Source organism: Octadecabacter sp. B2R22 (assembly GCF_018861045.1).
Taxonomy (GTDB): Bacteria; Pseudomonadota; Alphaproteobacteria; order Rhodobacterales; family Rhodobacteraceae; genus Octadecabacter.
The window spans coordinates 1,129,392-1,144,168 of record NZ_JAHKQJ010000007.1; the positions used below are offsets into that span (position 1 = coordinate 1,129,392).

The 14,777-nt window shown below is 56.2% G+C and carries 10 protein-coding genes; 3 read left to right on the plus strand and 7 right to left on the minus strand.

Annotated elements, in window-relative coordinates:
• Positions 1-47: 47 nt before the first annotated feature.
• Entirely contained in the window at positions 48-872 is an 825-nt protein-coding gene (locus KO486_RS11060) for a hypothetical protein (RefSeq protein WP_216037280.1), read from the minus strand.
• A complete protein-coding gene (gene yajC, locus KO486_RS11065) occupies positions 869-1,150 on the minus strand; it encodes a preprotein translocase subunit YajC (RefSeq protein WP_216037281.1) in 282 nt (93 codons plus the stop codon). Before yajC ends, KO486_RS11060 begins: the two co-directional genes overlap by 4 nt.
• Positions 1,151-1,355: 205 nt before the next feature.
• Here yajC and serS point away from each other — a divergent pair, with 205 nt between their 5' ends.
• Positions 1,356-2,648 carry a serine--tRNA ligase gene (gene serS, locus KO486_RS11070; protein WP_216037282.1) on the plus strand — a complete coding sequence of 431 codons (1,293 nt, stop codon included), beginning with the start codon at positions 1,356-1,358 and terminating at the stop codon, positions 2,646-2,648.
• A 9-nt stretch (positions 2,649-2,657) separates the two neighbouring features.
• Here the strand turns inward: serS and KO486_RS11075 are convergent, their stop codons facing one another.
• The 4 genes from KO486_RS11075 to KO486_RS11090 all read right to left on the minus strand — a co-directional run bounded on the left by KO486_RS11075 (position 2,658) and on the right by KO486_RS11090 (position 7,602).
• On the minus strand, positions 2,658-3,893 hold the full coding sequence (locus KO486_RS11075; RefSeq protein ID WP_216037283.1) for a DUF2235 domain-containing protein: 1,236 nt from the start codon (positions 3,891-3,893) through the stop codon (positions 2,658-2,660).
• Positions 3,894-3,967: 74 nt separating this feature from the next.
• Complete coding sequence (der, locus tag KO486_RS11080; protein ID WP_216037284.1) at positions 3,968-5,464, minus strand: ribosome biogenesis GTPase Der; 1,497 nt, start codon at positions 5,462-5,464, stop codon at positions 3,968-3,970.
• A 48-nt stretch (positions 5,465-5,512) separates the two neighbouring features.
• Positions 5,513-6,811, minus strand: coding sequence for a PQQ-binding-like beta-propeller repeat protein (locus KO486_RS11085; RefSeq protein ID WP_216037571.1), 1,299 nt, complete (start codon positions 6,809-6,811; stop codon positions 5,513-5,515).
• Between the two features lie 98 nt (positions 6,812-6,909).
• Entirely contained in the window at positions 6,910-7,602 is a 693-nt protein-coding gene (locus tag KO486_RS11090) for a tetratricopeptide repeat protein (RefSeq protein ID WP_216037285.1), read from the minus strand.
• 266 nt (positions 7,603-7,868) lie between these two features.
• Between KO486_RS11090 and KO486_RS11095 the strand changes: the two genes are divergently transcribed.
• Both KO486_RS11095 and KO486_RS11100 read left to right on the plus strand, forming a co-directional pair.
• Positions 7,869-9,083: an efflux RND transporter periplasmic adaptor subunit gene (locus KO486_RS11095; RefSeq protein WP_216037286.1), complete on the plus strand. Its 1,215-nt coding sequence runs from the start codon at positions 7,869-7,871 to the stop codon at positions 9,081-9,083.
• A complete protein-coding gene (locus tag KO486_RS11100; RefSeq protein WP_216037287.1) occupies positions 9,080-12,865 on the plus strand; it encodes an efflux RND transporter permease subunit in 3,786 nt (1,261 codons plus the stop codon). The genes KO486_RS11095 and KO486_RS11100 overlap by 4 nt, the downstream gene beginning before the upstream one ends.
• 36 nt (positions 12,866-12,901) lie before the next feature.
• Here the strand turns inward: KO486_RS11100 and KO486_RS11105 are convergent, their stop codons facing one another.
• Positions 12,902-14,716 carry an ABC transporter ATP-binding protein/permease gene (locus tag KO486_RS11105; protein WP_216037288.1) on the minus strand — a complete coding sequence of 605 codons (1,815 nt, stop codon included), beginning with the start codon at positions 14,714-14,716 and terminating at the stop codon, positions 12,902-12,904.
• Positions 14,717-14,777 lie beyond the last annotated feature (61 nt).

Here is a 14,777-nt window from a genome sequence, read left to right on the forward strand (position 1 = left end):
ATATCTGGGGAGTGCCTCAGAAAGATCGGCACGGAATCAGGGGCTGCCTAGGGGCAGAAATCGGCGCTGGGGTCGGACCCGTCGACAGGCGTCTCTGACACAACATTAAGGTCAAACGGCATCACACCGCCCTGTAAAACCGCGGCCAATTCATGTGTTTCTTCGACAGTGAAATCACCCGTGAGCATGCCACTTCCGCCAAAGATCGCGGATTGAATCACAGGGGCACTAAACACTTCGCCGCGCATCACAATTGCAAAGGGGTTACCGATGTTTTCGCTCGTGTACTGGCCAAACACCTTGGCCCCTGTGCGATCAAACGAAAACGCAATCGCAGGGCGGCCTTGCTGATCGAATGACACTTGCGCGTCTTCAATCGACGCCCCATCCAGAACGGCGACATCGTTCAAGACATAGGTTCGGACGGGGTCATAAGCGTCGGGCAAATGTATCTGCCCCGCCGCCAGATTCTGAACTGTCCCGCCGTCGTTGATACTTTCGACATCAAAGAACCCGAATTCAACCCGTTCAAAAAGCGGCGCGATGGCAGCCAATGTCGCGTCGTCCCAATGCGGCAGCGATACCTCGATCAAACGATCTGGTATCGCCACGGAATGGTCCTGAACTTTGGCATATTGGTCGCGCTGCCCGAAGAACGCACCCACGCGCTCGTTCAGGACTTCCGCCGCGGCGGCATCCAGATCGTTGGCACGATCTGTTGTTCGCGCGTCGTCAGAGGCTTGCAACACCAGCCGCGTACCGCCGCAGGTGTCAACAATTGTCGATGCGGCCTCACGGCCTAACGCGCTGGTCGCAGTTGCGCCAACCCCACTGGCCATTAGGCCCAATGCGATAAGCGCATTCTTGATCATGCGTCTGCAGGCTCGGTCTTGTTAAGAACCTGTGCGAGTGTGGATTTCACAACGCGAACTTTTACGCCGTCCGCAATTTCCACTTCGACTTCGCCGTCGTCTTTGACTTTTGAAATCTTACCGATCACGCCGCCTTGGGTGACAACCTGATCACCACGGCGCACAGCCTCGATCATAGCTTGGTGTTGTTTCATCTTCTGCTGTTGAGGGCGGATCAACAGGAAATACATGATCCCGAAAATCAGGATTAGTGGAATAAACTGGCCAATAGCGTCCATTGTGGTCGTTCCTTAATTTATTGGCGAAGGCACCCCCCTCGCGATCTGGCGCACACTACGGTCGCGACACGGGATTCGCAACGCTACGCGCCGTTAAACATATGGGTCCGGCCCCATATGATTTCCATACGCAATCCATACGCTTTCCATATGGCGAAAATTGCGCCATATGAGCGGCATAAAACCGCAAACAAGGACAAGACCCATGCACGACATTCGCGCCATCCGTGACAATCCCGCCGCCTTTGATGCGGCTCTTTCCCGTCGTGGTGATGCGCCTTTGTCGTCTGAACTGTTGGCGATGGACGAAGCACGCCGCACTAAGATCGGTGCCGCCGAGACAGCACAGGCCGAGGCCAACAAAGCCGCCAAAGAAGTTGGCGCTGCGAAGGGTCGCGGTGACGAGGCCGAGTTCGAACGCCTTCGTGCGCTAGTGTCTGAAAAGAAAGCTGAAATTGCAGCCCTGAACGAAGAAGCCAAGGCGCAAGATGCCGCACTGACCGCCCGTCTTGCTGAAATCCCGAACCTGCCTGCGGCTGATGTTCCTGATGGGGCTAACGAAGACGACAACGTCGAAGTCTCTAAATGGGGCAACCCGCGCAATTTCGATTTCGACCCAGTCGAGCATTTCGAAATTCCTGCCGTCAAAGACAGCATGGATTTCGAAACCGCCGCGAAAATCTCGGGCAGTCGTTTTGTTTTGCTCTCTGGGGTAACCGCCCGTCTGCACCGCGCCCTCGCCCAGTTCATGCTGGACCTCCATGTCAACGAAAACGGGCTTACCGAAGTAAACCCGCCCGTTTTGGTGCGCGATGATGCGATGTATGGCACGGACAAATTGCCAAAGTTCGCCGAAGACAGCTACCAGACGACTGAAGGCATGTGGCTGATTTCCACGTCCGAGATTCCGCTGACTTACATCGCAGCCGGACATGTGATGGACGAAAGTTACCTGCCGCGTCGCTATGCGGCGCATTCGCTGTGCTTCCGCTCTGAGGCAGGCAGCGCGGGTCGTGACACGTCAGGCATGCTGCGCCAGCACCAGTTCGAAAAAGTCGAAATGGTATCGATCACGCATCCAGATGAATCCGACAATGAACAAAAGCGCATGTTGCGTTGCGCCGAAGACATCCTTGAACGTCTTGAAATTCCTTACAGAACCGTCGTTCTTTGCACAGGCGACATGGGCTTTGGCGCACGCCGCACCTATGACATCGAAGCATGGTTGCCGGGTCAGAATACCTACCGCGAAATCAGCTCGGTCTCGACAACCGGCGACTTTCAGGCGCGCCGTATGAATGCACGCTTCAAGCCAGCTGACGGCGGCAAGCCACAGTTCGTTCACACGTTGAACGGCTCCGGCCTTGCTGTTGGGCGCTGCCTGATTGCGGTTCTGGAAAACGGTCAACAGTCGGATGGATCGGTTGCGATCCCTGCAGCCCTCCACGGCTACATGGGCGGAAAAACCACCATCAACGCTGACGGAACATTGTCGTAAATTGCGCCCCTAGAACCATCGTCGTTCGATCTTTTGGCGGGGACGCCTTCGTTGACCTTTGACGTGCGTTTCCCCGCCATCGCGCTCAATCATCAAAGTGCGCAGGTGATTTATTTCATCTGCGCTCATTTTATGGAGCTCATCCTTGAGCGCTTCCAAAGGATATGGGCGGTACGCCCCATCGTCGACGTAGCGATCCAACGCACAAAGGCTTAGATCGCGTTCTGCTTTCGGACCAGCCCGCCCGACGCCACCGTCTTTCAAATCCCGCCCAGTTGGCGATCGAACGCCGAACTTGTTGGTCAGATCGGCCATGTGATCAAAGTCCGACGCCGCTAGATCGAGAGAATCCCAATCCAACGCCAACCCCGCTTGCGCGGCCCCCATGGCGATCCAGTTCAGGGCAATGGATGACAATCCGATCCGTTTCCCCCCACCCCCGACTGATCCGTGGTTGCCCGGAAAAAATTGTTGCAGGTATGCGCCGTTGCGGTCCCTATTCAGCTCTTCCATGTTATTCCATGGCAGCGAAGGAAACGTCCAGCGGTACTCATCGATCGCAATCGCGTGCCGTGCCGAAATAACCGACGATGACAAGGCAGCGTCATGGAAATGGTGCCGGGCGTTGGCGATATCAGAAATGTGAAGTTTCTCAGGCAACCCCAGCGCCTTAACCGTGTCCCAGACACCAATGTAGTTGATATGAAGCCTGATCGCACCGGACTGTCCGTGCCGATTACGCCAATTCAGTTCCTTCGCGCTCGTTGCAGTGTCAGGTGAAATCCGTTCCCTGAACTCATACGATGACGGATCTTCAGGATGGGTCGCGGGATCTCGGCTTGCGTAGCGTTCGATTGCACCGCGGACCTCGTGTAAATTCCGCCGTGGAGGAATGCCACAAGATCGCAGAACACCGGCAAACGATCGTGCCGCAAACGCCCCTCGCGAAAAGCCGAACAGCTGAATTTCGTCTCCCGGTTCGTAGATCATGACAAGTTGGCGATATAGATCGGCGATAATCTCTAAAAGGCCCCACCCCAACGCGCCACCAAGACTTCGATCTAGGAAACGGCCAAACCGCGTGTTGCCGCGTCCTGACCCAACCCCGGGTGCATACAGGACAACTTGCAATGTGCCGTCATCATCATGATGTCGAACGCAGCGCGACAGCCTCAGAACGTTGGTCCCGTTCTCGGCATCCGGTGTGTTCCACGTTCCGTCGATAAATATGGCAATGCGTTTCATAAGCGGTGTCCCCAATCTCACCCGTAGGTTGAGGTTGAGGTGCCCTTAGGTCAAGTCGGCAAAACCTGACCCGCTTAGCCGCCGCGATACGGTTTCTTTTGATCCGCTGGCGCTTTGCCCAAGTGTTTACGCAAGCGAGACGGTGTTGATTTCGTCTTGTTTTTGTAAGGGTTCTTGTCCGCTTGGCTGCGGAAATGCAGGCGGATCGGTGTCCCCGGCATATCGAAATCAAGCCGCAGACCATTCACCAAATAACGCGAATAGCTTTCGGGCAATTTGTCTGGGTGGCTACACATTACAACAAACCCTGGCGGGCGTGTTTTGACCTGTGTGGCATAACGCATCTTGATGCGGCGCCCACCTGGTGCGGGGGGCGGGTGCGCTTCGGACATACCAAGCAGCCAGCGGTTCAGCTGGGCCGTGGTGACACGACGATTCCAGACTTCATGCGCCCGCAAGATGGCCTCTTGCAGACGATCAATCCCACGGCCCGTTTTCGCGGACACAGTAATCAGCGGCGCGCCCTTGAGCTGAGGCAACAAGCGTGTGAACTGTTCTTTCAGCTCTTTCAACTTGGCCTGCTTTTCGCCTTCAACGTCCCATTTGTTGACGGCCAAAACCACGGCACGGCCTTCGCGTTCCGCCAAATCAGCGATCCGCAAATCCTGCTGTTCGAACGGGATTTCCACGTCGAGCAAGACAACAACAACTTCGGCAAACTTAACCGCGCGAAGCCCATCAGAGACCGAGAGTTTCTCTAGCTTTTCCTGTACCTTAGCACGCTTACGCATGCCGGCCGTGTCAAAGATACGTACAGGCACGGTCGCATCATCAGTGACCCAATCCATCTGCACAGAAATCGCATCACGCGTGATCCCTGCCTCTGGCCCCGTCAACAGACGGTCTTCACCAAGAATTTGGTTAATCAGCGTGGACTTACCCGCATTCGGGCGACCAACGACTGCAATCTGCAACGGCTTTTCGCGTGTCGGAATGCGTGGAGCGTCATCATCTTCGTCGTCTTCGCTAACATCAACGTCAACGTCTGGCGCATCTGCCGCGGCGCGTTCTTCGAACTGATCCGACAGCGGCATCAGCACATCATACATCTCGCCCAAGCCTTCGCCGTGTTCAGCGGAGAGGCGGATCGGTTCGCCAAGGCCCAAAGAAAACCCTTCGATCACGCCCGCATCCGCGGCTTTGCCTTCGGATTTATTGGCCGCAAGGATCACATGCGCGTTCTTTTTGCGCAAAATATCTGCAAAAACTTCGTCGGCAGGCATGATTCCTGTCCGCGCGTCGTACATGAACAAACAGACGTCAGCCATTTCCACGGCGCGTTCTGTCAGGCGGCGCATACGGCCCTGTAGGGACTCGTCTGTGGCCTCTTCCAGACCGGCGGTATCGATCACCGTAAAGCGCAAATCGCCAAGCCGCGCAGGGCCTTCGCGCAAATCGCGCGTGACACCGGGCTGGTCATCGACCAAAGCCAGCTTCTTGCCTACAAGGCGGTTAAAGAGGGTGGACTTGCCCACGTTCGGGCGGCCCACGATGGCGAGTGTGAAGGACATTTGCGTTTCTCTAAGTGATCAAGTGCAGCCCACTACACCCTTTTTCGCTTAACGGAAAGCGACCAATTGCCCGCGCGCCGATACAACGTACAGCGTGCCATTCGCCACGATGGGATTTGAGGCCGCTCCACCCGCGATTTCAACCGTGCCAACCAGCGCACCAGAGGCCGGATCAAACTGACGGATCAGCCCATCACCAGAGGCGACTATCAGACGGTTGCCCGCAATGATTGGACCGTAATGCGCAAAGCGTGTCTTTTGACGGCGTTCACGGCTTTCTGCAAAGCCCGGCAATTCTACGCGCCAGATCGCAGTCCCTGTATCCGCATCCAGACGCACAAGTTCACCAATGTCATTGACCAAGAACAAAGAACCACCGGCAGGCCAAACAGGGCCAACCGCCCCTTCTGTTGCTGTCCAAAGACGGTCGCCATTGGCAAGTTCAAGCGCGACGACACGGCCCGACACATTGCCCACATAGACGCGGTTGCCATCAATCACCGGATCGCCCGCGATATCAGAGATATTGGACGCCGCCGAACCAGGGCGTTGACCCGAAACGACTGTGGACCAACGACGCAAACCACCCTCAGGGAACGCTGCCAGTACTTCGCCAGTCGGGAAAGGAAAGATTGCAACGTCAGCATTCACCGCGGCGCCAGCACCGCCAGAATAGTTTGCCGTCGGGGCTGTTGTGCTTACGGTCCAACGTACACGTCCAGAGCCGAGTTCAATCGCCCAAGCACGGCCATCGCGAGCGACAACATAGGCGAGATCGCCAACAATCGTTGGCGCGGACGTCCCGGGAGCATCAAGATCCTGACGCCAGATTTCGCCACCCGTTGCCCCATCAAGAGCAACCACTTCACCAAATCCTGTCGTTGCCAAGATAACAGACCCAGCCGCAGCAAGCCCGCCACCGGATGCGTCACGAGCGTTGTCGGTGTCTGGCTTTAGATTGCGCGACCACAGGGTTTCGCCTGCTGTGGATGTCGCCACAACCTGACTTTCTGCATCAAGCGTAAAAACACGGCCCGAGGCGACGATAGGGTCAGCGGTAATCCGTAAGCGGCGGGTGTTTCCCTGTCCGATGTTGGTTGAGAATACTGGGGCCAGCGCCGTGCCGAGGGCTGGATGGGCTATCAGGTGCGTTGGGCCACCATTGCGGTGTGTCCAATCGGCATTTGCCGTCGCAGCGCCCAAAGAAACAGGCAGCGCTTGGTTCACGAAGGCGTCTGCATCGACCAAATCTCCGCGAATATCCAATCGTTCTCCCGGTAGAATGATGTCTTTTTCACCGCAGGCTGAAAGCAAACCAACAACGGCAAGGGCCGCAAATGCGGGCATCGCCACGCGCTTTTGTTTTGTCGTCGTGGTGCCAGAGATAAGTCCTGTCACGTCATTCCCTTCCATGCCCGGGCTCTTAAGATGCCCCTAAAGGCGGATTATTGGTCGCCCTGCTCAGATGTTTGGCCAGTATTGCCAATGAGAGCATCAATGTCACCGCCCAAAGCCACAATCATGCTGAACGCGCGTTCGCGCAAGCCCTGTGTCACTTCGGCGTCTTGCCCGATGGCCGCGAACTGATCGATCGCAGTGTCGATGTCACCTGCTTCAACGTTGAGCAAGGCAAGCTGTTCTTGTGCGATCAGTCGGAACGTCGACCCTGGTGTGGCCAATCCAGTCAGCATCGCGCGTCGGTCGTCCAAGGACAACTCTTCGCCCTGCACCATTGCGGCCTTTAGGGCCGCCAGATCGCGGTACACTGCAGGCGCTGTATCGTCCAACGCGACAGCCTCAAGCGCTGTGACAGCACCGTTGATATCACCTGTTTCGACAAGGTTGGACGCAGTCAGCAGGCCCGTAATCGCGCCTGCCCCACCCGACAATTCGATCGCGCCAAGGGCGGCGGCACGTTCCGCATCATCATCCATCTCAAGTGCTGCAAGGATTTCATCACCCGCAGCCTGCGCGGCTGCTGTGGTTTGCGCTTTGCGGTATTCGGAATAGGCGGTGCCGCCAACAACCAGCAAGACCGCAAGAACGGCGATCCAGCCATATTTGCGCATATACCCGAAGAGTTGATCCTTTCGGACTTCTTCGCTGACCTCTTCAATAAAGGATTCTGGATTGCTCATCGGGTCCTCATAGGTTTGTTGGCCCCTCTTATCGCGAAGCATAGTCGAGGGACAAGTCCCGCCGACATGTCCGACCAAAGACGGGCGAGATCAGGCTTGCGCTTTTAAAGTGAACGGCTTTAACATAAAGCGAGAGCGACTCTGCAATACAGCTTGAAAATGAACCGATTAGTTCAGTATAAATACCAATATTAGCCAGACCTACTTGCCCTAAGTGGCCAAGACCTTTTCAGCGCCTCCGGCGCCTTGTTGATGAAAGACTGAAAATGCGCCTCCTGCCCATCCTTGCTGCGATTGTCGTTTCCTTGACACTCTACGCCCTCGTTTTCGAGCGCGACCAGTTAATGGCCTTTGCACAAGTCGAAGCCGAAACAGAAATGACCGATGGAGAAGCCGAGGCCCCGCCCCCCGTGAGCGTGGTTGCCCTGAGGTCTCAGTCACAAACTGTTGAAAGCGCAGTGGTTTTACGTGGCCGCACAGAAGCCGCCCGTCAGGTAACAGTCGCATCCGAAACAGGCGGCCAAGTGATTTCCGAGCCGATCCGAAAGGGTGCATTCGTTGAAACAGGTACTCTGCTCTGCCACCTCGACCCTGGCACACGGGCCGCCCAATTGGCCGAAAGCCGCGCCCGCCTGAGCGAGGCGCAAGGCATGGTCCCCGAAGCCCAAGCCACCGTCGCCGAGGCGAACGCCCGCGTCCGAGAAGCCGAAATCGAAGTGAACGTCGCAAGCCAACTAAGTCAGGGAGGATTCGCATCAGAAACACGGCTGATCAGCGCGCAAGCCTCTCTAGAGGCCGCAAAAGCAGGCGTGCAACGCGCATCCAGCCAAGTAATTTCGGCACAAGCCGGCATCGAAGCCGCGCAAGCGGGCGTCGCTGCCATCGAGCGCGACATCGAACGGCTCAACATCACAGCCCCCTTTGCGGGCCTGCTCGAAAGCGACACCGCAGAACTCGGCACATTGATGCAAGCAGGCTCCCCCTGCGCCACAATCATTCAACTCGACCCCATCAAACTGGTCGGGTTCGTCCCTGAGGCCGACATCGGCAAAGTAAGTCTGGGTGCGATGGCCGGTGCACGCCTATCAACAGGCGAAGAATTCAGCGGCCAAGTGTCCTTCGTGTCCCGCTCTGCTGACGAAACAACCCGCACCTTCCGCGTGGAAATTCAGGTGCCAAATACGGATCTGGCGATTGGCGATGGCCAGACGGTTGAAATCCTAGTGGCCTCCAGTGGCCAGACTGCACATCTTTTGCCCGGGTCTTCGATGACGTTAGACGACGCAGGCACCATCGGGATTCGGGCCGTGGTCGATGGCGACGTCGCCCAGTTCTTACCGGTCGGCATTATTCGCGATACTGTGAACGGCATTTGGGTCTCGGGCTTGCCGGAAACCGTCGATGTGATTGTGGTCGGGCAGGAATACGTCACTGACGGTGTGCCCGTCACACCAACCTACCGTGAGGAGTCCGACGGATGATGAATATCGTCGACGTCGCAGCCTCGCGCGCGAGGATGGTATTGGCCTTTATCGCCCTGTCAATTTTGGCGGGCGGCATGGCCTATTTCGGCTTACCCAAAGAAGGTGAGCCGGACATCGAAATTCCGATCATCTTTGTTTCGGTCCCGTTCCCCGGTATTTCGGCTGAAGACTCAGAGACCCTGCTCGTGCGGCCTATGGAAGCCGAGTTGCAAGACATCGATGGCCTTCAAACCATGACCGCCACAGCGTCGGAAAACTATGCAGGCGTGGCGTTGGAGTTTGATTTCGGTTGGAACAAGACCGAAACAATGGCCGATATCCGTGATGCGATGACACGTGTTGAGGGCCTGTTCCCTGATGGGGCCGACAATTATTCCATCAACGAGATCAACTTCTCAGAGTTCCCGATCGCGATTGTGAACCTGACAGGCAACGTTCCTGAACGCACACTGATCGCAGTAGCCAAAGACCTGCAAGACGCGGTTGAAGGCATTGACGGCGTGCTTGAGGCCTCCCTCACCGGTCAACGCGAAGAGATGATCGAAGTGATCATCGATCCCCTTCGCCTTGAGGCCTACAACGTCACCGCAGGTGAATTGATCGACGTCGTTACCCAGAATAACCTGTTGATCGCCGCAGGCGAAGTCGAAACGGATCAAGGGTCTTTTGCCGTCAAAATTCCATCCAGTTTTGATGAACCCCGCGATATCTATGACCTGCCCGTTAAGACAAACGGCGACCGTGTCATTACCCTTGGCGATCTCGCGGAAATTCGCCTGACCTTTGAAGATCGCACAAGCACCGCGCGGTTCAACGGCACCACGACCGTCGCGTTGCAAATTGTCAAACGTCGTGGTTTCAACCTGATCGACACCGCCCAAGAAGTCCGTGATCTGGTCGACGCCGAGGTCGCAAGTTGGCCACAAGATCTACAAGACGCTGTTCAAGTCGGCGTCAGCAACGACCAATCCCGTAACGTCGATTCCATGGTGCGCCAACTGGAAGGTTCTGTTTTGACGGCCATCGCTTTGGTGATGATCGTGGTTTTGGCAGCCCTCGGGACCCGCCCAGCGCTTCTGGTTGGCTTTGCCATTCCAACGTCGTTCCTGCTATGTTTTGCCTTCCTTGCAGTGATGGAAATCACGATCTCCAACATCGTTATGTTTGGCCTGATCCTAGCTGTCGGGATGTTAGTAGACGGGGCCATTGTTGTGGTCGAATTCGCCGACCGACGCATCCGCGAAGGGGCGGGCCCAATGGCGGCCTATACGGATGCTGCCAAGCGGATGTTCTGGCCCATCGTGTCATCAACCGCGACAACGCTTTGTGCATTCCTGCCGATGCTGTTCTGGCCCGGTGTGCCCGGCCAATTTATGGGCATGTTGCCTGTAACTATTATCTTTGTTCTCTCAGCATCCCTTGTGGTCGCTTTGATTTACCTGCCTGTTTTGGGCGGCGTCACAGGCCGCATGAGCCGCGCATTTGGCACGACCTCAGATGCCCTCAAGGCCCGCTTACCATGGTTCGTGAACGCAGCCCTTGTCCTGCCGTCGATTATGATCGTCTTCACGGGCGCAATGCTGACCCTGAATCCGGGGTATCTGACAGGCCAACAGGTTGACGGAAGCTTTTTCGCGTCCCTTCCCGGCATGATCTTGTTTTTGCTCGGGACATTCGCGCTGTCGATCACCGTTGGAGCAGCCAAGATCGAACGCAAACCCCGCAACATCAAAGCGGGTTACAGACGGTCCATCTTTGGCCGCGTGATCCACTTCATTGCAGGCAACCCGATCATGCCGATCGTCGCAATTGGCGGCATCTTCTTTGTTGTGATGTCTACATTCACGTACTTTGGCGCCAACAATAATGGCGTTGAATTCTTCGTAGAATCCGAACCCGAACAGGCCATCGTCTACGTCCAAGCCCGTGGCAACCTCTCCGTTTCGGAAAAGGACGACATTGTTGCACAAGCAGAAGCCATCGCGCTGCGCGAACCCGGTGTGCAATCCATATTCGCATTTGCTGGTGCTGGTGGTCTGAACCAGAACACGGGCGGCGGCGAAGGCCCCCGTGACACAATCGGCCAGCTGCAAATTGAATTGGTTCCGTGGGAAGACCGCCCCGCCTTTGCCCGCGCAAATGACATTGATCTGGCAACGTTGGACGGCGACCTCGTGATGGAACGCCTCCAGATTGAACTTGAAACCCTTCCTGGTATCCGGACAGAAATCCTGAACCTCAGCCGTGGGCCAGCCTCCGCCAAACCCGTTCACTTGCGTCTGACGGGTGACAACTGGGCTGATCTGCGTGCCGCCACGACAACCGCCCGCGCCCAATTCGAGGACACAACAGGCCTGATCCAGATTGAAGACAGCCTGCCCTTGCCCGGCATTGATTGGGAAATCACCGTCGATGTGGAACAAGCGGGCCGTTATGGCGCCAATGTCGCCGCCGTTGGCGGCATGGTGCAACTGGTCACACGCGGCATCCTCTTGGATACGATGCGCGTTGATAGCTCGGATGAGGAAATCGAAATCCGCGTGCGCTTGCCCGAACAAGACCGCGTTTTGTCCACCTTGGACAGCCTGCGCGTGCGCACCAATGCGGGCCTTGTGCCCCTGTCCAACTTTATTACGCGGACACCGGTTCCTGAACTCAGCCAGATCGACCGCATCGATCAATCTCGTTATTTTGACATCAAAGCGGCGGTTGAACCCGACCTGATCAAATTCATGGTCGGTGAAAACGACGAACAAACCATGCTCGGCCTCTTCCGTGAAATCGAAGCGGAGACATCAACGGATGCGACCCGAACCGTGGAAACACCGGACGGCACCCTGTTTGATCTTGTCGAACTGGGCGATGCGGCAAGTGTCGCAGACGTCCAAGCCGCAATCGATGACGGTGACACAGTTCAGGTCGCGGTGAATGGGAACGAACGCATCGAAGCCCTGACAGCTTGGCTCGAAACGGATCCCCTTCCCGCGTCTATCAACTATGAATGGACGGGCGATCAAGAAGATCAGGCCGAGTCAGGCGCCTTCCTTGCGCAGGCTTTCTTAGGGGCGTTGGGGCTGATGTTCATCATCTTGCTGGCGCAGTTCAACTCGGTCTATAACTCCATCCTCGTCCTTCTTGCCGTGGTTCTTTCCACCACTGGAGTGCTGATCGGGATGCTCGTTATGGATCAAGCCTTCTCAATTATTATGACAGGCACAGGGATCGTCGCCTTGGCGGGGATTGTTGTGAACAACAACATCGTTCTGATTGATACCTATCAAGAATACGAACGCTACATGCCCCGCACAGAGGCGATCACACGCACCGCCGAAGACCGTATTCGCCCTGTGTTGCTAACGACCATCACGACAATGGCGGGCCTTGCCCCGATGATGTTTGGTCTTAGCCTAGATTTCATCGGTGGCGGATTCTCGGTCGATAGCCCTACATCGTTGTGGTGGAAACAACTGGCGACTGCCGTCGTCTTCGGTCTTGGTATCGCGACTGTTCTGACGCTGGTGTTCACCCCGTCCATGCTGGCCCTGCGCGTTTGGGTCACGACCTACGCACGCTGGGCAGGACAGCTCTTTGCGAAACTTTCGATGGGGACAACCAGCCGCGCCGCCCAAGACTGGGCCCTCTCCCGCGAAGCGAAGCGCATCAAAGCGCCTGAGATCATCTGGGATGACCCAGATGCGCCCATCGCCCCGCCATCAGCAGAAAAAGCTAAGGCCAAGGATATCAAAGTCGACGACGCAGCGCTGCGGGCGGCAGAGTAAATTCTCGCCCAAGCGCTGCGCCCCAGTTTCTGACCGTTAAGCTGCTTCGTCTTGCTGCTGGCGATTCCACAGTTGTGCGTAACGCCCCTCAGCACTCAATAGTTCATCATGGGTGCCCTGTTCGACAATTACGCCGTCTTCCAACACCACAATCCGGTCCGCATCCGCAATCGTGCTCAGACGGTGGGCAATGGTCAGCACTGTGCGTCCCTGCCCCATGGCCTTCAGCTCGCTTTGAATTTCCATCTCTGTCTCAGTGTCCAGCGCACTTGTCGCCTCGTCCAAGATCAAGATCGGCGGATTCTTGAGCAACGTGCGCGCAATCCCGACCCGTTGCTTTTCGCCACCTGACAGCTTTAGGCCACGTTCACCCACGGTGGTTTCATACCCCTCCGGCAGGCTTTCTATGAACTCATGAATCTTAGCCGCCTTCGCCACAGCCTTGATGTCCTCAAAGCTGGCTCCATCACGCCCATAGGCGATGTTGTAGCGGATTGTGTCGTTAAACAGCACGGTATCCTGCGGCACGACGCCGATCTGCTCGTGCAGGCTCAATTGCGTCACGTCGCGCAGGTCTTGACCGTCAATGCGGATCGCGCCCTCACCGACATCGTAAAACCGGAACAACAAGCGCCCGATTGTCGACTTGCCAGACCCTGACGATCCGACAATCGCTACCGTTTGACCCGCAGGCACAGGCAAATCCACGCCTTTGAGGATTGGGCGCGCGGCGTCGTAACCAAAGAAGACATTGTCGAAAACCACTTCGCCGCCCTGCACATTTAGAACATTTGCATCTGGTTTGTCGTTCACTTCGGCTGGTTGCTCTAACAAAGTGAACATTTCGCCCATATCGACCAAAGCCTGCCGGATTTCACGATAAACGGTGCCCAAAAAGTTCAGCGGCATGGTGATCTGGATCATGTAGGCGTTGACCATGACGAAATCGCCCACAGTCAACGCGCCATTCTGAACACCGACCGCGGCCATCACCATAACAGCGACCAGCCCCCCTGTGATCAACACGGATTGCCCAAAGTTCAAGAATGCCAATGAATACGACGTCTTCAACGCAGCGGCGACGTATTGCTCCATTGCACCATCATAACGTTCTGCTTCGCGTTGCTCGGCGCTGAAGTACTTAACGGTCTCGAAATTCAACAGACTGTCGATCGCCTTTTGATTGGCGTCGGTGTCTTGATCGTTCATCTCTTTGCGGATCTTCACGCGCCATTCTGTCACTGTGAACGTGAACCAGATATAAAGAGAAATCGTTCCGACAACGACGGCCAAGTACCAGACATCAAACAAGAAAAATAGGATGACCGCGATCATCAAGAGTTCTAGAACAAGCGGCCCGATAGAGAACAGCAAGAAACGCAACAGGAACTCGACGCCTTTGACGCCACGTTCAATAATCCGGCTGAGCCCGCCTGTCTTGCGCGTGATGTGATAGCGCATGGACAGGTTATGAATGTGGGTGAATGTTTCAAGCGCCAGTGCGCGCAAAGCACGTTGCCCCACTCGCGCGAAAATCACGTCGCGCAATTGGTTGAACCCGACGGTCATCAGCCGCGCAAACCCGTAGGCCACCGTCAGACCAACAGCACCAAACGCCAACATCGAGGCAGACCCTTCGCCCGCCAAGGCATCAACCGCCCCTTTGTAGAGAATAGGCGTGCTAACGGCGATCAGCTTTGCCATAAACAGCACGCTCATGGCGGCAACAACACGGTTTTTCACCCATTGTTGACCATCCGGCCAAAGGTACGGGATGACCCGTTTGACGACTTTCCAACCTTGAATTTTTTGGTTGCTCAGGTTGGCATTGGTTTGGGTAAGGTGGCGCATGTCGCTCTTTCATCTAGGCAGAGCAGTTACCTAATATGCCTGAGGCCCCTTTGCCAGATGC

What these genes read in the sequence shown, in the direction of transcription:
- serS (WP_216037282.1), top strand. Translation starts at nt 1,356, where the DNA reads ATGCACGACATTCGCGCCATCCGTGACAATCCCGCCGCCTTTGATGCG.
- KO486_RS11090 (WP_216037285.1), bottom strand. Translation starts at nt 7,602, where the DNA reads ATGAGCAATCCAGAATCCTTTATTGAAGAGGTCAGCGAAGAAGTCCGA.
- yajC (WP_216037281.1), bottom strand. Translation starts at nt 1,150, where the DNA reads ATGGACGCTATTGGCCAGTTTATTCCACTAATCCTGATTTTCGGGATC.
- KO486_RS11100 (WP_216037287.1), top strand. Translation starts at nt 9,080, where the DNA reads ATGATGAATATCGTCGACGTCGCAGCCTCGCGCGCGAGGATGGTATTG.
- KO486_RS11085 (WP_216037571.1), bottom strand. Translation starts at nt 6,811, where the DNA reads ATGCCCGCATTTGCGGCCCTTGCCGTTGTTGGTTTGCTTTCAGCCTGC.
- der (WP_216037284.1), bottom strand. Translation starts at nt 5,464, where the DNA reads ATGTCCTTCACACTCGCCATCGTGGGCCGCCCGAACGTGGGCAAGTCC.
- KO486_RS11075 (WP_216037283.1), bottom strand. Translation starts at nt 3,893, where the DNA reads ATGAAACGCATTGCCATATTTATCGACGGAACGTGGAACACACCGGAT.
- KO486_RS11060 (WP_216037280.1), bottom strand. Translation starts at nt 872, where the DNA reads ATGATCAAGAATGCGCTTATCGCATTGGGCCTAATGGCCAGTGGGGTT.
- KO486_RS11105 (WP_216037288.1), bottom strand. Translation starts at nt 14,716, where the DNA reads ATGCGCCACCTTACCCAAACCAATGCCAACCTGAGCAACCAAAAAATT.
- KO486_RS11095 (WP_216037286.1), top strand. Translation starts at nt 7,869, where the DNA reads ATGCGCCTCCTGCCCATCCTTGCTGCGATTGTCGTTTCCTTGACACTC.